General features: G+C 62.2%; 19 protein-coding genes. 6 read left to right on the top strand and 13 right to left on the bottom strand.

Annotation, left to right across the window (positions count from 1 at the left end; genetic code table 11):
- Positions 1 to 43: 43 nt before the first annotated feature.
- Positions 44 to 427, bottom strand: coding sequence for a hypothetical protein (locus tag PFLQ2_RS02945; protein ID WP_003186331.1), 384 nt, complete (start codon positions 425 to 427; stop codon positions 44 to 46).
- 382 nt (positions 428 to 809) lie between these two features.
- Here PFLQ2_RS02945 and PFLQ2_RS02950 point away from each other — a divergent pair, with 382 nt between their 5' ends.
- Positions 810 to 2,885, top strand: coding sequence for an AsmA family protein (locus PFLQ2_RS02950; RefSeq protein ID WP_003186329.1), 2,076 nt, complete (start codon positions 810 to 812; stop codon positions 2,883 to 2,885).
- A 109-nt stretch (positions 2,886 to 2,994) separates the two neighbouring features.
- Here PFLQ2_RS02950 and PFLQ2_RS02955 read toward each other — a convergent pair whose 3' ends face one another.
- Positions 2,995 to 3,525, bottom strand: a complete 531-nt coding sequence (locus PFLQ2_RS02955; RefSeq protein ID WP_003186325.1) for a ferritin-like domain-containing protein — start codon at positions 3,523 to 3,525, stop codon at positions 2,995 to 2,997.
- A gap of 216 nt (positions 3,526 to 3,741) precedes the next feature.
- Between PFLQ2_RS02955 and PFLQ2_RS02960 the strand changes: the two genes are divergently transcribed.
- The 3 genes from PFLQ2_RS02960 (at position 3,742) to PFLQ2_RS02970 (ending at position 6,364) form a co-directional block, all read left to right on the top strand.
- The gene (locus tag PFLQ2_RS02960) at positions 3,742 to 4,632 is read left to right on the top strand and encodes an esterase/lipase family protein (RefSeq protein WP_003186324.1); all 891 of its coding nucleotides are present in this window, start codon (positions 3,742 to 3,744) and stop codon (positions 4,630 to 4,632) included.
- A 210-nt stretch (positions 4,633 to 4,842) separates the two neighbouring features.
- A complete protein-coding gene (locus PFLQ2_RS02965) occupies positions 4,843 to 5,145 on the top strand; it encodes a PsiF family protein (RefSeq protein WP_003186321.1) in 303 nt (100 codons plus the stop codon).
- Positions 5,146 to 5,350: 205 nt separating this feature from the next.
- Complete coding sequence (locus PFLQ2_RS02970) at positions 5,351 to 6,364, top strand: AI-2E family transporter (protein ID WP_003186318.1); 1,014 nt, start codon at positions 5,351 to 5,353, stop codon at positions 6,362 to 6,364.
- Positions 6,365 to 6,433: 69 nt separating this feature from the next.
- Here PFLQ2_RS02970 and PFLQ2_RS02975 read toward each other — a convergent pair whose 3' ends face one another.
- Positions 6,434 to 7,708, bottom strand: a complete 1,275-nt coding sequence (locus PFLQ2_RS02975) for an Hsp70 family protein (protein WP_003186316.1) — start codon at positions 7,706 to 7,708, stop codon at positions 6,434 to 6,436.
- A gap of 298 nt (positions 7,709 to 8,006) precedes the next feature.
- Between PFLQ2_RS02975 and PFLQ2_RS02980 the strand changes: the two genes are divergently transcribed.
- Positions 8,007 to 8,948, top strand: a complete 942-nt coding sequence (locus PFLQ2_RS02980; protein WP_003186315.1) for a DnaJ C-terminal domain-containing protein — start codon at positions 8,007 to 8,009, stop codon at positions 8,946 to 8,948.
- Positions 8,949 to 9,007: 59 nt separating this feature from the next.
- Positions 9,008 to 9,307 (top strand): chaperone modulator CbpM, encoded by a 300-nt coding sequence (locus PFLQ2_RS02985; protein WP_003186311.1) that lies wholly within the window; start codon positions 9,008 to 9,010, stop codon positions 9,305 to 9,307.
- Positions 9,308 to 9,479: 172 nt separating this feature from the next.
- Here PFLQ2_RS02985 and ureC read toward each other — a convergent pair whose 3' ends face one another.
- The 10 genes from ureC to urtB form a co-directional block, all read right to left on the bottom strand.
- Positions 9,480 to 11,180, bottom strand: a complete 1,701-nt coding sequence (ureC, locus tag PFLQ2_RS02990) for an urease subunit alpha (protein ID WP_003186309.1) — start codon at positions 11,178 to 11,180, stop codon at positions 9,480 to 9,482.
- 144 nt (positions 11,181 to 11,324) lie between these two features.
- A complete protein-coding gene (locus tag PFLQ2_RS02995; protein WP_003186307.1) occupies positions 11,325 to 11,633 on the bottom strand; it encodes an urease subunit beta in 309 nt (102 codons plus the stop codon).
- Positions 11,634 to 11,674: 41 nt separating this feature from the next.
- A complete protein-coding gene (locus PFLQ2_RS03000) occupies positions 11,675 to 12,163 on the bottom strand; it encodes a GNAT family N-acetyltransferase (RefSeq protein ID WP_003186305.1) in 489 nt (162 codons plus the stop codon).
- A 5-nt stretch (positions 12,164 to 12,168) separates the two neighbouring features.
- Complete coding sequence (locus PFLQ2_RS03005; RefSeq protein WP_003186303.1) at positions 12,169 to 12,702, bottom strand: GNAT family N-acetyltransferase; 534 nt, start codon at positions 12,700 to 12,702, stop codon at positions 12,169 to 12,171.
- A 9-nt stretch (positions 12,703 to 12,711) separates the two neighbouring features.
- Positions 12,712 to 13,014 carry an urease subunit gamma gene (gene ureA, locus PFLQ2_RS03010; protein WP_003186301.1) on the bottom strand — a complete coding sequence of 101 codons (303 nt, stop codon included), beginning with the start codon at positions 13,012 to 13,014 and terminating at the stop codon, positions 12,712 to 12,714.
- Between the two features lie 151 nt (positions 13,015 to 13,165).
- Positions 13,166 to 14,017 (bottom strand): urease accessory protein UreD, encoded by an 852-nt coding sequence (locus PFLQ2_RS03015; RefSeq protein ID WP_003186298.1) that lies wholly within the window; start codon positions 14,015 to 14,017, stop codon positions 13,166 to 13,168.
- 30 nt (positions 14,018 to 14,047) lie between these two features.
- Entirely contained in the window at positions 14,048 to 14,746 is a 699-nt protein-coding gene (urtE, locus tag PFLQ2_RS03020; RefSeq protein ID WP_003186296.1) for an urea ABC transporter ATP-binding subunit UrtE, read from the bottom strand.
- Between the two features lie 133 nt (positions 14,747 to 14,879).
- Entirely contained in the window at positions 14,880 to 15,749 is an 870-nt protein-coding gene (urtD, locus tag PFLQ2_RS03025; protein WP_003186293.1) for an urea ABC transporter ATP-binding protein UrtD, read from the bottom strand.
- A complete protein-coding gene (urtC, locus tag PFLQ2_RS03030) occupies positions 15,749 to 16,825 on the bottom strand; it encodes an urea ABC transporter permease subunit UrtC (protein WP_003186292.1) in 1,077 nt (358 codons plus the stop codon). Before urtC ends, urtD begins: the two co-directional genes overlap by 1 nt.
- Positions 16,825 to 18,327 carry an urea ABC transporter permease subunit UrtB gene (urtB, locus tag PFLQ2_RS03035; RefSeq protein ID WP_003186289.1) on the bottom strand — a complete coding sequence of 501 codons (1,503 nt, stop codon included), beginning with the start codon at positions 18,325 to 18,327 and terminating at the stop codon, positions 16,825 to 16,827. The genes urtC and urtB overlap by 1 nt, the downstream gene beginning before the upstream one ends.

The following is an 18,327-nucleotide window of genomic DNA, read 5'->3' as shown; positions in this document are numbered from 1 at the left end:
GCCCGATTGCAGGAATCGGGCTTTTTTCATGGCCACCATGGGCTCAGCTCACTGCGCTGTTGCGTTCGATCACGCGGTCACCACCGTCAGCTGCCAGGGCTTCACCCAGAGGCGTGCGGTCAGAACCACCTTCGGCAAGGGTCTGGCCTTGTGGGGTGCGGTCGGAACCGTCAGCTGCCAGAGTCTGGCCTTGTGGGGTGCGTTCGGAGCCGTCGGCTGCCAGGGTCTGGCCTTGTGGCGTGCGGTCGGAACCACCTTCTACCAAGCCTTTTTCTTTCAGCCTGTCACGGCCACCTTCAGCAACAGTCTGGCTGTAGGCAGAATGGCTGTCCTTGACCTGTGGGATCGCTTGTTCGGAAGCTGGCAGGGCGAAGGCAGTAGAGGCCAGCAGTGAAAGGGAAAGGCTCATCAGTAATTGGCGTTTCATGATCGTTGCTCCTTGGGAGGGCGATAAAGTGGGTACGGAGGCAATGCTACTCTCGATAAGTCGATATAAAAGTTCATAAAGACAATGGTAATAATCAACGGAATTGATTGTTCTGAGGGAAGGCTCTAAAACGGGCCTTCTGGAGGTATGGTTTTGCCCTGTGATGGGTATTTTGTACCCACTGCCGCTTCGCAAATGTGCGGGCGCGGTAACAACAAGCTGGCGGATCGGTCAGGATTTCGACATTTTTCAGACCGTTCATCGTGTCTGGTGTTAAACCTGTCAGCCGTTTCGCCAGTCCTACTATTCGTACGAGCCGATTACAGGCTCGCCTTCAAAGCGTCGCGGTCTGGACGCTGATTCGTCATCAGGAGCCTTGTGCATGACGCGCACCTCAAAAATCCTCGCCTGGAGCTTCGCCAGCCTTGTTGTCCTGCTGGCAGTGCTGGTGCTGATCATCGCGTTTTTCGATTGGAACCGCGTCAAACCCGTGCTCAACACCAAGGTTTCCGAGGAGTTGCATCGCCCGTTTGCCATCAACGGCAACCTGGCGGTGATCTGGCAGCGCGAGCCGGAGGAAGGCGGCTGGCGAGCCTGGCTGCCGTGGCCCCATGTGGTGGCCGAAGACTTGAGCCTGGGCAACCCGGATTGGTCGAAAACTGCGCAAATGGTCACCCTCAAGCGCGTCGAGTTACGCATTTCCCCCTTGGCGTTGCTGGCCCGGCGCGTGGTGATTCCGCGCATCGACCTGACGGAGCCCGACGCGAACCTGCAACGCCTGGCCGACGGACGCGCCAACTGGACCTTCCAGTTCGACCCGAAAGACCCGGACGCCGAACCGTCCAGTTGGGTCGTGGACATCGGCGCCATTGGCTTTGACAAAGGCCACGTCACCTTGGACGACCAGGCGCTGAAGACCCGCCTCGACCTGGTGGTCGATCCGCTGGGCAAGCCCATTCCGTTCAGTGACATTGTTGGTGACAAGGCCGCCCAAAAAGCCCGGGACCAGGGCGCGGCACCGCAAGACTATGCGTTCGCCTTCAAGGTCAACGGCCAATATCACGGGCAAGACCTGGGTGGATCCGGCAAGGTCGGCGGCCTGCTGGCGTTGCAGGATACTTCACGACCCTTTCCGCTTCAGGCCCAGGCGAAGATCGGTAATACCCGCATCGAATTGGCCGGCACCCTCACCGACCCAACGAACCTCGGCGCCCTCGACCTGCGCTTGAAACTGGCCGGTAACAGCCTCGCCGGTCTCTATCCGCTGACCGGCGTGACCCTGCCGGATTCGCCGCCCTATGCCACCGACGGCCGCCTGATCGCCAAGCTCCACGAACCCGGCGGGGCGCTGTTTCGCTATGAGGCGTTCAACGGCAAGATCGGTGAGAGCGATATCCATGGCGACCTGGCCTATGTCGCCAGCCAGCCCCGGCCAAAACTCAGCGGCGCGCTGGTCTCCAATCAACTGCTGTTCAGCGATCTGGCGCCGCTGATTGGTGCCGATTCCAACACCGAGCAAAAGAACCGGGGCGGCGCCAGCAAGCAGCCTGCCGACAAGGTCTTGCCGGTGGAGGAGTTTCGCACCGAGCGCTGGAGCGTGATGGATGCCGATGTCGAGTTCACCGGCAAACGCATCGTCCACAGCGCGCAATTGCCGTTCACCGACCTCTACACGCACCTGGTGCTCAACGATGGCCAACTGAGCCTGGAACCCCTGCGCTTCGGCGTGGCCGGGGGCCGTCTCGATGCGCAGATCCGTCTCAATGGGCATGCCCAACCGCTGGAAGGCCAGGCGAAGCTGACCGCGCGGGGCTTCAAGCTCAAGCAACTGTTCCCCGGCTTCGAACCGATGAAGACCAGCTTTGGCGAGCTGAACGGCGACGCCGATATCAGTGGCCGTGGTAATTCAGTGGCGGCGCTGCTGGGCACTTCCAACGGCACCCTGAAAATGCTCATCAACGACGGCGCCATCAGCCGCGAACTGATGGAGTTGGCGGGGCTGAACGTGGGTAATTATGTGGTGGGAAAGGTCTTTGGCGACAAGGAAGTGAAGATCAATTGCGCGGCAGCGGACTTCGACATCAAGACAGGCCTGGCGACCACTCGCCTGTTTGTGTTCGATACCGAGAACGCGATCATCTACATCGATGGCACGGCGAACATGGCGACCGAGCAGTTGGACCTGACCATTACCCCGGAATCCAAGGGCTGGCGGCTGATTTCCCTGCGCTCGCCGCTGTATGTGCGCGGCGCGTTCGCCAAGCCTGCCGCCGGCATCAAGGCGGTGCCGCTGATGCTACGCGGTGCCGGGATGGTCGCGCTGGGCGTGATCGCCGCGCCGGCAGCCGGGCTGCTGGCGCTGGTGGCCCCCAGCGGTGGCGAACCGAACCAGTGCGCGCCGTTGCTGGAGCAGATGAAGGCAGGCAAGGCACCGGTGACCGTCAAGCCAACTCGGTAATCTGCGCCAAGGCGACTGACCCTATCGCGAGCAAGCTCGCTTCCACACCGGATCGCATCATTCCTCATCCGATGTGGGAGCGAGCTTGCTCGCGATGGGGCCCCGGCAATTACAAATCGGCCAGGATGTCGGCCATGTCATCGGCATGCTCTTCTTCCTGGGCCAGGATGTCCTCGAAGATGCGCCGGGTGGTCGGGTCTTTTTCGCCGATGTACTGGATGATCTCTCGGTAGCTGTCGATGGCGATCCGTTCGGCCACCAGATCCTCGAACACCATCTCTTTCAGGGTGTTGCCCGCCACGTACTGGGCATGGGAGTGACGGGTCAACAGGTCGGGGTTGAACTCCGGCTCGCCGCCCAGTTGCACGATGCGCTCGGCCAGCCTGTCGGCATGTTCGGCTTCCTGGGTCGCGTGTTCGAGAAATTCGCTGGCCGCGACGCTGGCCTTGAGGCCGGTGGCCATGAAGTAGTGGCGTTTGTAGCGCAGCGTGCAGACCAGTTCGGTGGCCAGCGCTTCGTTCAGCAGGCGGATGATTTCCTGTCGATCGGCGTTATAGCCTTCGGTGACCGCGCCATTCTGGACATTCTGGCGCGCACGTTCGCGCAGGGTCGTGACGTCGGTCAGGTGCATGTCGCTCATCTCGTTCTCCTGTAGGCTGATCCGGTGAGGCGTCACGCTCTGCTGGCGTGATCGCTTTAGTTCTGAGTGATGCGATCCGGAAAAAGTTTTACTGGATGATTCAATGCGTAGCGCGCGGCAACTGACCGAGACGGGCAGGCTGAAGCGATGCGGGTGTCATAGACTGGTCATCATCGCTACCGATGCTGACCCCCTGTTGATCACAAGGATGTCGCCATGTCGCAACGCTGCGCCACTCGCTACCCGCTTGTATTGGTCCCGGGAATGCTCGGGTTCATTCGCCTGGTGTTGTATCCGTACTGGTATGGGATCGTCGAGGCGTTACGCCGGGATGGGGCCGTGGTCGTGGCGGTGAAGGTGTCGCCGCTGCATTCTTCCGAGGTGCGCGGTGAGCAGTTGCTGGCGCGGATCGACGAAGTCCTGCGACAAACCGGTGCGCAAAAGGTCAACCTCATCGGCCACAGCCAGGGGAGTCTCACCGCCCGCTACGCTGCGGCCAAACGCCCGGACCTGATAGCGTCGGTCACGTCGGTGGCCGGCCCCAACCACGGCTCGGAGCTGGCCGACTATCTGCAAACGCACTACCCGGCCGACAGCGCCAAGGGCCGTTTGCTCAGCGCCGCGTTGCGATTGATCAATGCACTGATGAGCCTGTTGGATACCGGCTATCGCGGGCCGAAGCTGCCAGTGGATGTCCATGCGTCCCATGCTTCGCTCACGACGGCAGGGGTGGCCCTGTTCAACCAGCGTTTTACCCAGGGATTGCCTGACACCTGGGGCGGACAAGGGGCGGAGGAAGTCAACGGTGTACGTTACTACTCCTGGTCCGGGACCTTGCAGCCGGGCAAGACCGACAAGGGACGCAACCTGTTCGACGGCACGAATCGCAGTTGCCGCCTGTTCGCCCGCACCTTCGTTCGCGAGGCGGGGCAATGCGACGGCATGGTGGGGCGCTACAGCTCGCACCTGGGCACGGTGATTGGCGACGAGTATCCGCTGGATCATTTCGACATCGTCAACCAGTCGTTGGGGTTGGTGGGCAAGGGCGCCGAGCCGATCCGGTTGTTCGTTGAGCATGCCGAGCGGTTGAAGGCTGCGGGGGTTTAGATCGTCAAACAAGACCGCGTTATCGTTCTTCGCGAGCAAGCCCGCTCCCACAGTTGACAGCATTCCTTCTGAGGAACCCCGGTCGAATGTGGGAGTGGGCTTGCTCGCGAAGGCGGTAGATCAGGCATCGAAGCAGATGAAGGTGTAACAGGCTTTGTCTACACTGCATTTCATCGCCGTTCCGTTCGGGCGGCCACCAGGAGAAACACCATGAAGATGCTGCGTGTGCCTTTGTTGATGATCGGTTTGCTGCTCTGTTCCCAAGGCTTCGCCGCCACGGCCCAGCAAACCAAGATGACCACTTGCAACGCCGACGCCACGACCAAGGCCCTCAAGGGCGATGAGCGCAAAGCCTTCATGAGTACTTGCCTCAAGGCGACTCCAGCCGCCACGGCCGCCACACCGAGCACGCCGCAGGAGCGCATGAAGACCTGCAATGCGACGGCGACCACCCAGGCGCTTAAAGGCGATGCCCGCAAGGCGTTCATGAGCGATTGCCTGAAGAAGAAGTGAAAGCCTGGGTTTGCCTGAGCCTGTGAGGATCCTGTCGCGAGCCAGGCAAATCCAATGTGGGAGCGAGCTGGCCCGCGATGGCGCTCCCACAGCCGATGAAAAAATACCTGAACCCCGACGAAAGTCGGCCGATACAATGCCTAGTGCTGCCAGTGGAAGGCTGGCAGACTGCCAATCCTTTCACGCCGTTCCGTTCTGAGGCTGTATGCCAACGTTTTCTCAGCGTCATGTGTTGTTGGTGATCAGTTGGGTCATCATTTTCGGTGGGCTGCTGCTGGTATTGCCGCTGCGCCTGTTGCCGAGCCTGTTGGCCGGGTTGCTGGTGTTCGAGCTGGTGAACATGCTCACCCCGCAATTGCAGCGCCTGATCGAAGGCCGGCGTGCCCGCTGGTTGGCGGTGGCGTTGCTGGGCACGCTGGTGGTCAGTGTGCTGACGTTGATTTTCGCCGGCGCCTTCAGTTTCCTGCTGCATGAAGCGGAAAATCCCGGCGCCTCCCTGGACAAGTTCATGGGCGTGGTCGACCGCGCCCGCGGGCAATTGCCACCGTTCATCGATGCCTACCTGCCGGCGAGCGCCGCCGAGTTCCGGGTGGCGATCGGTGACTGGATCAGCAAGCACCTGAGCGATTTGCAGCTGGTGGGCAAGGACGCGGCCCATATGTTCGTGACGTTGCTGATCGGCATGGTGCTGGGGGCCATCGTCGCGTTGCAGCGCATCCCCGACCTGACCAAGCGCAAGCCCCTGGCCGCTGCGCTGTTCGATCGCCTGAACCTGTTGGTCAAGGCGTTTCGCAACATCGTCTTCGCCCAGATCAAGATTTCCATGCTCAACACCTTCTTCACCGGGATCTTCCTGGCAGTGGTGCTGCCGCTGTTCGGCATCAAGCTGCCGCTGACCAAAACGTTGATCGTGATGACTTTCCTGCTGGGGCTGTTGCCGGTCATTGGCAACCTGATCTCCAACACACTGATCACTATCGTCGGGCTGTCATTGTCGATCTGGGTCGCCGTGGCGGCGCTGGTTTACCTGATCGTGATCCACAAGCTCGAATACTTTCTCAACGCTCGGATCGTTGGTGGGCAGATCAGCGCCAAGTCCTGGGAGCTGCTCATGGCGATGCTGGTATTCGAAGCCGCGTTCGGCCTGCCGGGGGTGGTGGCGGGGCCGATTTACTATGCCTACCTCAAGAGTGAGTTGAAGCAGGTGGGGATGGTTTGATCGGATAGGCGTCGCTTGTTCTGACGCCATCGCGAGCCTGCTCGCGATGGGCGCGCCGCAGAACTTGGATCAGACCTGGGTGCCGTAACGCTTCATCGCCTCGATTGCCAACCCACTGCCAATGCTGCCGAAGATGTTGCCTTCGACATGCCGCGCCTGGGGCAGCATCGCCGAGACGCTGTTGCGCAGTGCTGGGATGCCGCTGGAGCCGCCGGTGAAGAACACCGTATCGACCTGATCGACACGCACATTGGCATCGCCCAGCAGTTGCGCGACGCTGGCACGCACGCGCTCCAGCAATCCACCGATGGCCGATTCAAACAGCGCCCGGCTCAGGTCCACGCTCAATCCCGGCTCGATCCGGTCCAGGGGTAGGTGACGCTGGTCGGTGTGGGTCAGCTGGATCTTGGTCTCTTCCACTTCCATCGCCAGCCAATGCCCGGCGCGCTGTTCGATCAGATGGAACAACCGGTCGATGCCGCCGGTGTCCTCGATGTCATAGCGCATGCTGCCCAGGGCCAGGGTGGATTTTTGCGAGTACACCGCGTTGATGGTGTGCCAGGTCGCCAGGTTCATGTGGTGGCTGGTGGGCATGTAGGCGCCGCTTTTCATGCGGCTGCCATAGCCGAACAGTGGCATCACGCCCTGCAAGCTCAGTTGCTTGTCGAAATCGGTCCCGCCGATGTGCACGCCGCCGGTGGCGAGGATATCGGCGTGACGGTTGTCGTGGGTGCGGCGTTCGGGCGACAGGCGCACCAGGGAGAAGTCCGACGTACCACCGCCGATGTCGACGATTAGCACCAGCTCTTCTTTCTCGATGGTCGACTCGTAGTCGAAGGCCGCCGCGATGGGCTCGTACTGGAACGAAACGTCCTTGAAGCCGATGGCGCGAGCGACGTCCACCAGGGTGTTTTCCGCTTCCTGGTCAGCGAGTTCGTCGTCATCGACGAAAAACACTGGGCGACCCAGCACCACCTCTTCGAACTCCCGACCGGCGGTTTCTTCGGCGCGCTTCTTCAGTTGGCCGATGAACAGGCCCAGCAGATCCTTGAAAGGCATCGCCGTACCCAACACGCTGGTGTCGTGCTTGATCAGCTTGGAACCCAGCAGGCTCTTGAGCGAACGCATCAGCCGGCCTTCGTAGCCTTCCAGGTATTCGTGCAGGGCCAGGCGGCCATACACCGGGCGGCGTTCCTCGAGATTGAAAAAGACCACCGAGGGCAGGGTGATCTTGTCGTCCTCCAGCGCGATCAGCGTTTCCATGCCGGGGCGCAGCCAGCCGACCGTGGAGTTGGACGTGCCAAAGTCGATGCCGCAGGCACGGGCCGGGGATGCGTTTTTCATGTCTTTCGGGTTCCGGTTGAAAAAACGGCCGCGCAGTGTATGCCAGTGTGGCCCGGATTCGAAGGCCGGTTATCTGCTAATTCGCAAACGCTGGCCTTGAAAGACGCCTCAAGACCCCCAAACTTGCTGGCATGAGCCTGGTAGCCACAGGGCGGGTACAAAGAACCGCCACCGGCTGCCGATAAACTTCTGCTGCACCGCCCGGTCACAAACCTTGAGATCGGTCAAACTCCAGGACTTGTATCACGAGCATGCTGCGGGTGGCGGTGCGATATCGATAACGGATGGTGATCCTTCGATGGACTTCAAAGACTATTACAAGATTCTGGGGGTGGAGCCGACGGCGGACGACGCCACGATCAAGGCCGCCTATCGCAAATTGGCGCGCAAATACCACCCGGACGTAAGCAAGGAAAAAGACGCCGAGACCAAGTTCAAGGACGTCTCCGAAGCCTATGAAGCGCTGAAAAGCGCCGACAAGCGCGCCGAGTACGACGACCTGCGTCGTTATGGCCAGCACGGCCAGCCGTTCCAGGGCCCGCCGGGCTGGCAGAGCCGTGGCGGCTTTGGTGGCGGCCAGGATACGGGGGATTTCTCGGACTTCTTCAGTTCGATCTTTGGTAATCGCGGACCGGGTTTCGGTGGCGGACATTCAGGGCGCAGCGCCGGCCGTCGAGGGCAAGACGTGGAAATGGAATTACCGATCTTCCTGGAAGAGACCCTGTCGAGCGAGTCGAAAAAGGTCAGCTTCCAGGTGCCGCAGTACAACGCGGCCGGCCAGCACGTGAGCAATACCAGCAAAAGCCTGAACGTGAAGATTCCGGCCGGTGTGGCGGACGGCGAACGTATCCGCCTCAAGGGCCAGGGAGCGCCAGGTATCGGAGGTGGTGCCAATGGCGATTTGTACCTGACCATTCGTTTCGCGCCGCACCCCAAGTTCGACGTCGAAGGCCAGGACTTGATCATCACGTTGCCGCTGGCCCCGTGGGAACTGGCGCTGGGCACCGAAGTGGCGGTACCGACCCTCACCGGCAAGATCAACCTGAAGGTCCCGGCCGGCAGCCAGAATGGCCAGCGCATGCGCGCCAAGGGCCACGGCCTGCGCAACAAGGCCGGCGAGCGCGGCTACCTGTTCGTGCAGCTCAAGGCCGTGATGCCCAAGGCCAACGATGAAGCGGTCAAGGCACTGTGGGCAGAACTGGCGAAGAAAGCCGCGTTCGATCCGCGGGAGAATTTCTGATCGGTTGAACACAGCACCTGTGGCTAGACTCGACCGCTAAGGCATTGGGAGAACAGACCATGAACAACCCGATCATTGAACTGACTCTGACTGAATTCTGCGAGGCCGCCGCGTTGCAGGATGTCCACGTGATTGAGATTGTCGCCCATGGCATCCTCGAGCCCCACGGCGCGGCCCCGACGGATTGGCGTTTCACCGATTACGAACTGGTCCTGGCCCGCCGTGCGGCTAAGCTACGACGCGAACTGGAGCTGGAATGGGAAGGCGTCGCCCTGGCGCTGGACCTGCTGGAGGAAGTGCAGCAACTGCGTACCGAAAACCGCATGCTCAAGCAGCGGTTGGGGCGGTTGGTGGAGTGACTCGGATCTGAGTCAGACACTTACCTTGAACCGCAGATACCCCCTGTGGCGAGGGAGCTTGCTCCCGCTGGGTTGCGCAGCGACCCTCGCTTTTTGGCGGTCGCTGCGCAACCGAGCGGGAGCAAGCTCCCTCGCCACGGGTGATGTGTTTGGCCGGGTATTCAACTGTTCATCAAAACAAGAAATACCGCTGCGCCATCGGCAACACCTCAGCCGGCTCACACCACAGCAACACCCCATCAGCCTTGACCTGATACGTCTGCGGATCAACGTCGATGCTCGGCAGGTAGTCGTTGTGGATCAGGTCAGTCTTTTGCACATCGCGGCAACCTTTGACCACGGCGATTTTTTTCTTCAAGCCTAATTGCTCCGGTAGACCCGCCTCGGCGGCGGCCTGGCTGATGAAGGTCAGGCTGGTGGCGTGGCGCGAGCCGCCGTAGCTGGCGAACATTGGCCGGTAGTGCACGGGTTGTGGCGTCGGGATCGAGGCGTTGGCGTCGCCCATCAGGCTGGCCGCGATGGCGCCGCCCTTGAGGATCAGGGTCGGCTTGACGCCGAAGAACGCCGGACGCCACAGCACCAAATCAGCCCACTTGCCCACTTCGATGGAGCCCACTTCATGGCTGATGCCATGGGTGATCGCCGGGTTGATCGTGTACTTGGCGATGTAGCGCTTGATGCGGAAGTTGTCGTTGCCTTCGCCATCGCCGGGCAGGGCGCCGCGTTGTTTCTTCATCTTGTCGGCGGTCTGCCAGGTACGCGTGATGACTTCACCGACGCGGCCCATGGCCTGGCTGTCGGAGCTGATCATCGAGAATGCGCCGAGGTCGTGGAGAATGTCCTCGGCGGCGATGGTCTCGCGACGGATACGGCTTTCAGCAAACGCCACGTCCTCGGCGATGCTTGGGTCCAGGTGATGGCAGACCATCAGCATGTCCAGGTGCTCGTCGATGGTGTTGCGGGTGAACGGCCGGGTCGGGTTGGTCGAGCTGGGCAGCACATTGGCGAAGCCGCAGGCCTTGATGATGTCCGGTGCGTGACCGCCACCCGCGCCTTCGGTGTGATAGGTGTGGATGGTGCGGCCCTTGAACGCTGCGAGGGTGGTTTCGACGAAGCCGGACTCGTTGAGGGTGTCGGTGTGGATCGCCACCTGCACATCGTACTGGTCTGCCACGCTCAGGCAGTTGTCGATGGCCGCCGGGGTGGTGCCCCAGTCTTCGTGCAGCTTCAGGCCGATGGCCCCGGCCTTGACCTGCTCGATCAACGGCTCCGGCAGGCTGGCGTTGCCCTTGCCAGTGAAACCAATGTTCATCGGGAACGCATCGGCGGCCTGGAGCATGCGCGCCAGGTGCCACGGCCCGGAAGTGCAGGTGGTGGCGTTGGTCCCGGTGGCCGGGCCCGTACCGCCACCGATCATGGTGGTGACGCCGCTCATCAGCGCCTCTTCAATCTGCTGCGGGCAGATGAAATGAATGTGAGTGTCGATGCCTCCGGCCGTGAGGATCATGCCTTCACCGGCAATCACTTCGGTGCTGGCGCCGATGGCGATGGTCACGTCGGGCTGGATGTCCGGGTTGCCGGCCTTGCCGATGGCCGCGATACGCCCGTCCTTGAGGCCGACGTCAGCCTTGACGATGCCCCAGTGATCAATGATCAGCGCGTTGGTGATCAGGGTGTCCACGACCTCGGCGGCCAGCAGTTGGCCTTGGCCCATACCATCGCGAATCACCTTGCCGCCGCCGAACTTCACCTCTTCACCGTAGGTGGTGAAGTCCTTTTCCACTTCGATCCACAGCTCGGTATCGGCCAGGCGGACCTTGTCGCCGACGGTGGGGCCGAACATGTCGGCATAGGCTTGTCTCGAAATCTTCATGTGCTTGCCTTGGAATTCAAAAATCGAAATGTGCGATCTACTGTGGCGAGGGAGCTTGCTCCCGCTGGGCTGCGCAGCAGTCCTCGCTTTTTTGCGGTTGCTGCGCAACCGAGCGGGAGCAAGCTCCCTCGCCACAAGGGCGTGTCAATCCAGATCGCCCATCACCCGCCCGGCAAACCCGAACACCCGCCGATGCCCGGCCAGATCGACAAGCTCCACCTCGCGACTCTGCCCCGGCTCGAAGCGCACCGCCGTGCCAGCCGGGATGTTCAGGCGCATGCCGCGGCTGGCGGCGCGGTCGAAGGTCAGGGCGTCGTTGGTTTCGAAAAAGTGATAGTGCGAGCCGACCTGGATCGGCCGGTCGCCGCTGTTGGCGACGTTCAGCGTGAGCGTGCGGCGGCCGACGTTGAGTTCGATATCGCCGGGCTGGACCTGATATTGCCCTGGAATCATTGCGGTTGCCCCAAAGTCTTGTAGTAGATGGCGGTCGGGCTTTAGGTCCCGTCCGGGCTCTGGCAGTAGTCGGGCAGTTCACCGACGCGGGTGTAGCCCATGGCGCGGTAGAAGGCCTCGGCCTCTGAACCGGCCTCGGTGTCGAGGTACAGCAGGCCACGCTTGTGCTGGCGAGCGCCGAGTTCCAGGGCGCTCATCAATTGCTGGCCCAGCCCCCGGCGGCGGGCCTCGCCGCGGACCAGCAGCTTCTGCACTTCGGCACGGTTGAGGCCGTTGGGCTTCTGGCACAGGCCAAGCTGGACGCTGGCCTGCACCTGTTCATCCTTGACCACCACCCACAGCAGCAAGTGGCCCTGGTTGAGACTGGCCTGGACCTCGTCAAAATAAGCACGGGCCTGGACCGCATCGAGATCGGCCATGAACCCCACACTGGCGCCATACCCGACGGCGTCGAGCAGCAGATCGATCAGGCCCTGGCGATAGTGCGCGAAGCTTTCAGCGTGGACTCGACGCAACTGGGCGGCGTTCATCGGTTTCACTCCTTGTTGGCGGCAGGCGGTAGCGCCCCTGGATTGAGGTACAACTGCATGAAAGTCAGGTCCAGCCAGCGACCGAACTTGATCCCCACCTGAGGCATCTGCCCGGTGGTGACGAACCCGGCCCGCTCATGCAGGCGGATCGAGGCCGCGTTGCCGCTTTCGATGGCGGCGACCATGATGTGTTTGGCGCAGGCTCTGGCGCGCTCGATCAGCGCACTCATCAACCGTGGACCGAGGCCATTGCCGCGTTGGTCGCTGCGCACGTACACCGAATGCTCAACGGTGTGCCGGAAGCCGTCGAAGGGCCGCCAGTCGCCGAATGAAGCGTAGCCGAACACGTTGTCCTCGGCGTCGACCACCACCAGCACCGGGTAACCCTGGGCCTGCCGGGCGCTGAACCACGCCTGGCGGTTGCCCAGGTCCACGGGCTGGTCGTTCCAGATCGCGGTGGTGTTCAGCACCGCGTCGTTGTAGATGTCGCGGATCGCCGGCAGGTCGGTCGGCAGGGCGTCACGAACGAAGTAGGTCATGGTGCGGCCTCAGGCGATGGGCTGGTGGACGGTGACCAGTTTGGTGCCGTCGGGAAACGTCGCCTCGACCTGGATCTCCGGGATCATTTCCGGGATGCCTTCCATCACCTGTTCGCGGCTCAACAACGTGGTGCCGTAGTGCATCAGCTCGGCCACGGTCTGGCCGTCACGGGCGCCTTCGAGCAGGGCCGCGGAGATATAAGCCATGGCCTCCGGGTAGTTGAGCTTCAAGCCCCGAGCCAGTCGTCGCTCGGCCACAAGGCCGGCGGTGAAGATTAGCATCTTGTCTTTTTCGCGTGGGGTCAGGTCCATGTGCAATCCATAAGGGCAGATAAATAAATCGGGCTAAAAACATGTACCTCTGTGGGAGCGGGCTTGCTCGCGAATGCGGGCTCACATTCAACAGTTGAGTCGGCTGACACACCGCCTTCGCGAGCAAGCCCGCTCCCACAGGAAAGCAAATTCAGGTGCTCCAGATTCTCGGTGGTACGGCCTCTCGACCGAGCAGCGACGGGCGCAGAAGCCGCCACAATTCAATCAACCACCCCCGCGCCAGCAACGCTTCGCTCGCCAGGCAGCGCGCCACAATCAGCCCGGGCAATTGCGTCAGGTCGCCGCGCACTTCATGGCCCAGGGACCGGCACTGCTCCAGCAGTTCGCTGTCGATCTCACCGGTGACCAGCAACGTGGCAAACACCGGATTGCCGTCCAGGCCGATGGGCGAGTCGAGCAATCCGTCACCGCCCACAATGCGCTGGCGTTCATGCCACAGCAACTGGCCGTCGCGACGAATGTCCAGCCGCGATTGGAAATGCCCGAGATCGAAGCGCTCGCCGCTGGCCGGTCGGCCGAGGGCAACCATGTCCCAGTAGAACAAACGTCCGTCGCCCTGCAGGTCGATGCGGGTGCTGAGCTCAGCCTGGGCCGCGCTGAACACGATGGTTTCCTGGGGCAGCCATTCCAGCGTTCCGCCGGGGGCCACGATCAGGGTCAGTTGTTGGTACGCCGGGCCGGCGGCGCGATACCACTTGGCTGCGCCGGGGCTGGTCAGTTGCGCCCAGGCGCCGCTGTCAATGTGCGCTGAAATATCCAGGCGATCACCGCCGGCAATCCCGCCGGGCGGGTGGACGATGATGTGCTGGCAGACCTCGGGCCCTTCGGCATACAAGTGTTTTTGCACCCGCAGCGGGCCTGTGTGGCGACGCTGGACCGGCCGTGTGCTGTCGCTGAATCGGGCGTAGCCCAGCTCCAACTCGGCATGCCAGCTAGGGGTGAACAGGGCCGAAGGCACCAATGGAGAGACGGGTAGGTTCATGATTTCCAATGATCGTCAGGACGTTACAGACTAGATCGTAACCAGCCCGCGCACACCCTCGGCTTCCATATTTTCTCCGCGCCCCTGCTGCACGATCTCGCCCCGGGACATCACCAGGTATTGATCGGCCAGCTCGGCGGCGAAGTCGTAGAACTGCTCCACCAACAGAATCGCCATGTCACCACGGGCCGCCAGTTTCTTGATCACCGCGCCGATTTCCTTGATCACCGAGGGCTGGATGCCTTCGGTGGGCTCGTCGAGGATCAGCAGGCGCGGACGGCTGGCCAGGGCCCGGCCAATGGCGAGCTGCTGTTGCTGGCCGCCGGACAAGTCACCGCCACGGCGCTGTTTCATCTGCAGCAGCACCGGGAACAATTCGTAGATAAACGCCGGCACTTCCTTGGCCTCGGCGCCGGGAAAACGCGACAGGCCCATCAGCAGGTTTTCCTCTACTGTCAGCCGGCCGAAAATCTCCCGGCCCTGAGGCACATACGCAATGCCGGCGTGCACCCGTTGGTGCGGCTTGAAGGTGGTGATGGCCTTGCTCTCCCAATTGACCGCGCCTTCCTTGGCCGGCAACAGGCCCATCAGGCATTTGAGCAGGGTGGTCTTGCCCACGCCGTTGCGCCCCAGCAGGCAGGTTACTTCGCCGACCTTCACATCGAAGGACAGGCCCCGCAGGATGTGGCTACCGCCGTAGTACTGGTGCAGCTTGTCGACTTGCAGCATGTCTTAAATCCCCTCAAATCCCCTGTGGGAGCGGGCTTGCTCGCGAAGAGGTCGGTATATCCAACATATTTTTCAACTGACACACCGCCTTCGCGAGCAAGCCCGCTCCCACAGGGAGTATGTGTTTGCAGGTCTATCGACCGAGATACACCTCGATCACCCGCTCATTGTCCTGCACCTGTTCCAGCGACCCTTCGGCCAGCACGCTGCCTTGGTGCAGCACGGTGACGTGGTCGGCAATCGCGCCGACGAAGCCCATGTCGTGCTCCACTACCATCAGCGAATGCTTGCCCGCCAGGGATTTGAACAGTTCGGCGGTGAAGTCGGTTTCAGCGTCGGTCATGCCCGCCACGGGTTCGTCGAGCAGCAGCAGTTGCGGGTCCTGCACCAGCAACATGCCGATCTCCAGGAACTGCTTCTGCCCATGGGACAACAGTCCGGCAGCGCGATTGACCGAGGGGGTGAGGCGAATGGTTTCCAGCACTTCGCTGATACGGTCGTGCTGTTCGCCAGTCAATTTTGCCCGCAGGCTGGCCCACACCGACTTGTCGGTCTTGAGTGCCAGCTCCAGGTTCTCGAACACGCTCAAGGCCTCGAATACCGTGGGCTTCTGGAACTTGCGCCCGATGCCGGCCTGGGCGATCTGCACTTCGCTCATGCTGGTCAGGTCCAGGGTTTCGCCGAACCAGGCCTTGCCGTGGCTGGGTCGGGTCTTGCCGGTGATGACGTCCATCAAGGTGGTCTTGCCCGCACCGTTGGGGCCGATGATGCAGCGCAATTCACCGACGCCGATGTACAGGTTCAGGTCGTTCAAGGCCTTGAAACCATCGAAGCTGACGCTGATGTCCTCCAGGGTCAGGATGGTGCCATGGCGGGTGTTCAGGCCAACGCCTGCCGCTTGGCCGAGGCCGATGGCGTCGCGGCTGCTGCCGGCGTCCTTGTTGGGTTCTGGCGGAAAGAAAGCGGGTTCGAGCATGAATTGAGCCGTTGGAGTGATTCGCATCATTCGCCCCTCTTTTTCAGCAACCCGATCACACCCTTGGGCAGGTACAGGGTCACGACGATGAACAGCGCGCCAAGAAAGAACAACCAATACTCAGGAAACGCCACGGTGAACCAGCTCTTCATGCCGTTGACCACCCCGGCGCCCAGCAACGGCCCGATCAGCGTGCCGCGCCCGCCGAGGGCCACCCACACGGCGGCTTCGATGGAGTTGGTCGGCGACATTTCGCTGGGGTTGATGATGCCCACCTGCGGCACATACAACGCCCCGGCCAGACCGCACAGGACCGCACTCAACACCCAGACGAACAGCTTGAAACCACGGGGATCGTAGCCGCAGAACATCAGACGGTTTTCCGCGTCACGCAGGGCCGTCAGTACCCGACCGAACTTGCTGCGGGCCAGGCGCCAGCCGATGAACAGGCTCGCCATCAGCAACAACACGGTGGCCAGGAACAGCACCGCCCGGGTGCCCGGCTCGGTGATGCCAAAGCCCAGGATCGAGCGGAAATTGGTGAAGCCGTTATTACCACCAAACCCGGTTTCGTTGCGGAAAAACAGCAGCATCCCGGCGAAGGTCAGGGCTTGGGTCATGATCGAGAAATACACGCCCTTGATCCGCGAACGGAAGGCGAAGAAACCGAACACCAGCGCCAGCAAACCTGGCGCCAGCACCACCAGGCACATCGCCCAGGCAAAGCTGCTGGTGCCGGTCCAGTACCAGGGCAGTTCGGTCCACGACAAAAAGGTCATGAACGCCGGCAAGTCATCCCCGGCCGCCTGGCGCATCAGGTACATGCCCATGGCGTAGCCGCCCAGGGCGAAGAACAACCCATGGCCGAGGGAAAGCAATCCGGCGTAGCCCCAGACCAGGTCCAAGGCCAGGGCGACGATGGCGTAGCAAAGAATCTTGCCCACCAGGGTCAACGTGTAAGCCGAGACGTGCAGCGGATTGTCCGCCACCAGCAACGACAGCAGCGGCAGGCTGAGCAACACCGCCAGGATCACCACGCCAACGGCGAGAGTGACTTTGGGACCGGCCTTTTGCGTGGCCGTGAGCATCAGGGGCTGGTTCATCAGTCGATTACCCGTCCTTTGAGCGCGAAGAGGCCTTGCGGACGCTTCTGGATGAACAGAATGATCAACGCCAGGATCAGGATCTTGCCGAGCACGGCGCCGATCTGCGGTTCGAGAATCTTGTTGGCGATACCCAGGCCGAACGCGGCGAACACACTGCCGGCCAACTGGCCGACGCCGCCGAGCACCACCACCAGGAACGAATCGATGATGTAGCTTTGGCCCAGGTCCGGGCCGACGTTACCGATCTGGCTCAGGGCCACGCCGCCCAGCCCGGCGATGCCTGAACCGAGGCCGAAGGCGAGCATGTCCACGCGGCCGGTGGGCACGCCGCAACAGGCGGCCATGTTGCGATTCTGTGTCACGGCACGCACGTTCAGGCCCAGGCGCGTCTTGTTCAGCAACAGCCAAGTCAGCACCACCACGAACAGCGCAAAAGCGATGATCACGATGCGGTTGTACGGCAGCACCAGGTTGGGCAACACCTGAATCCCGCCCGATAACCAGGCCGGGTTGGCGACTTCGACGTTCTGCGCGCCGAACACCAGGCGCACCAGTTGGATCAGCATCAGGCTGATACCCCAGGTGGCGAGCAAGGTTTCCAACGGGCGGCCGTAGAGGTGGCGGATCACCGTGCGCTCCAGGGCCATACCGATGGCCGCAGTGATGAAAAACGCCACCGGCAGGGCGATGAGCGGGTAGAACTCAATGGCGTTCGGGGCGAAGCGCTGGAACAGCATCTGCACCCCATAAGTGGAGTAGGCGCCAAGCATCAGCATCTCGCCATGGGCCATGTTGATCACCCCGAGCAAGCCGAAGGTGATCGCCAGGCCGAGGGCCGCGAGCAGCAGGATCGAGCCCAGGGACATGCCACTGAAGGCCTGGCCCAGTAGCTCGCCCACCAGCAGTTTGCGTTTGACTTGGGCGAGGCTGGTTTCGGCGGCGGTGCGTACACTGGCATCGCTTTCGATGCCGGGTTCTAGCAGGCTTTCGAGGCGGGTGCGGGCCAGCGGATCGCCGGTTTCCCCCAGCAAGCGAACGGCGGCCAGGCGCACGCCCGGGTTGGCGTCCACCAATTGCAGGTTCGCCAGGGCCAGGCTCAGGGCGGCATGTACCTCTTCGTCCTGCTCGCCGGCCAGTTGCCGGTCGAGGAACGCCAGTTGGGCCGGGCGGGCACTTTTTTGCAGCTGCTGCGCGGCGCCCAGGCGTGTGGGGGCATCCACGGCGAGCAGTTGATGGCTGGCGAGGGCGGTTTCGATCAGCCCGCGCAAGCGGTTGTTCAGGCGCAGGGTCTTGGGTTGGCCGTCGACGGTCAACTGGCCTTGCTGCAAGGCGTTGATCAACTCGACGCGCTCAGGCTCAGGCTGCGCGGCCCAGGTCTCCAGCAGCTTGGCTTGCTGGGTCGGGTTGGCGGCGACGAAGTCTTCGGCGTCACCGGCGTGCGCCTCCAGTGGCAATAGCAGCACCAGGGCGAGGATGAGGCGGTAAAGAGCGGTGGGCAT

This window comes from Pseudomonas fluorescens Q2-87, assembly GCF_000281895.1.
Taxonomy (GTDB): Bacteria; Pseudomonadota; Gammaproteobacteria; order Pseudomonadales; family Pseudomonadaceae; genus Aquipseudomonas; species Aquipseudomonas fluorescens_S.
Note: the sequence above shows the minus strand (reverse complement) of the source record. Positions and strands in the feature narration are given on the sequence as shown.

Coding starts and splice junctions, on each gene's coding strand:
- PFLQ2_RS02945 (WP_003186331.1), bottom strand. CDS start 427: ATGAAACGCCAATTACTGATGAGCCTTTCCCTTTCACTGCTGGCCTCT.
- PFLQ2_RS02950 (WP_003186329.1), top strand. CDS start 810: ATGACGCGCACCTCAAAAATCCTCGCCTGGAGCTTCGCCAGCCTTGTT.
- PFLQ2_RS02955 (WP_003186325.1), bottom strand. CDS start 3,525: ATGAGCGACATGCACCTGACCGACGTCACGACCCTGCGCGAACGTGCG.
- PFLQ2_RS02960 (WP_003186324.1), top strand. CDS start 3,742: ATGTCGCAACGCTGCGCCACTCGCTACCCGCTTGTATTGGTCCCGGGA.
- PFLQ2_RS02965 (WP_003186321.1), top strand. CDS start 4,843: ATGAAGATGCTGCGTGTGCCTTTGTTGATGATCGGTTTGCTGCTCTGT.
- PFLQ2_RS02970 (WP_003186318.1), top strand. CDS start 5,351: ATGCCAACGTTTTCTCAGCGTCATGTGTTGTTGGTGATCAGTTGGGTC.
- PFLQ2_RS02975 (WP_003186316.1), bottom strand. CDS start 7,708: ATGAAAAACGCATCCCCGGCCCGTGCCTGCGGCATCGACTTTGGCACG.
- PFLQ2_RS02980 (WP_003186315.1), top strand. CDS start 8,007: ATGGACTTCAAAGACTATTACAAGATTCTGGGGGTGGAGCCGACGGCG.
- PFLQ2_RS02985 (WP_003186311.1), top strand. CDS start 9,008: ATGAACAACCCGATCATTGAACTGACTCTGACTGAATTCTGCGAGGCC.
- ureC (WP_003186309.1), bottom strand. CDS start 11,180: ATGAAGATTTCGAGACAAGCCTATGCCGACATGTTCGGCCCCACCGTC.
- PFLQ2_RS02995 (WP_003186307.1), bottom strand. CDS start 11,633: ATGATTCCAGGGCAATATCAGGTCCAGCCCGGCGATATCGAACTCAAC.
- PFLQ2_RS03000 (WP_003186305.1), bottom strand. CDS start 12,163: ATGAACGCCGCCCAGTTGCGTCGAGTCCACGCTGAAAGCTTCGCGCAC.
- PFLQ2_RS03005 (WP_003186303.1), bottom strand. CDS start 12,702: ATGACCTACTTCGTTCGTGACGCCCTGCCGACCGACCTGCCGGCGATC.
- ureA (WP_003186301.1), bottom strand. CDS start 13,014: ATGGACCTGACCCCACGCGAAAAAGACAAGATGCTAATCTTCACCGCC.
- PFLQ2_RS03015 (WP_003186298.1), bottom strand. CDS start 14,017: ATGAACCTACCCGTCTCTCCATTGGTGCCTTCGGCCCTGTTCACCCCT.
- urtE (WP_003186296.1), bottom strand. CDS start 14,746: ATGCTGCAAGTCGACAAGCTGCACCAGTACTACGGCGGTAGCCACATC.
- urtD (WP_003186293.1), bottom strand. CDS start 15,749: ATGCGAATCACTCCAACGGCTCAATTCATGCTCGAACCCGCTTTCTTT.
- urtC (WP_003186292.1), bottom strand. CDS start 16,825: ATGAACCAGCCCCTGATGCTCACGGCCACGCAAAAGGCCGGTCCCAAA.
- urtB (WP_003186289.1), bottom strand. CDS start 18,327: ATGCCCACCGCTCTTTACCGCCTCATCCTCGCCCTGGTGCTGCTATTG.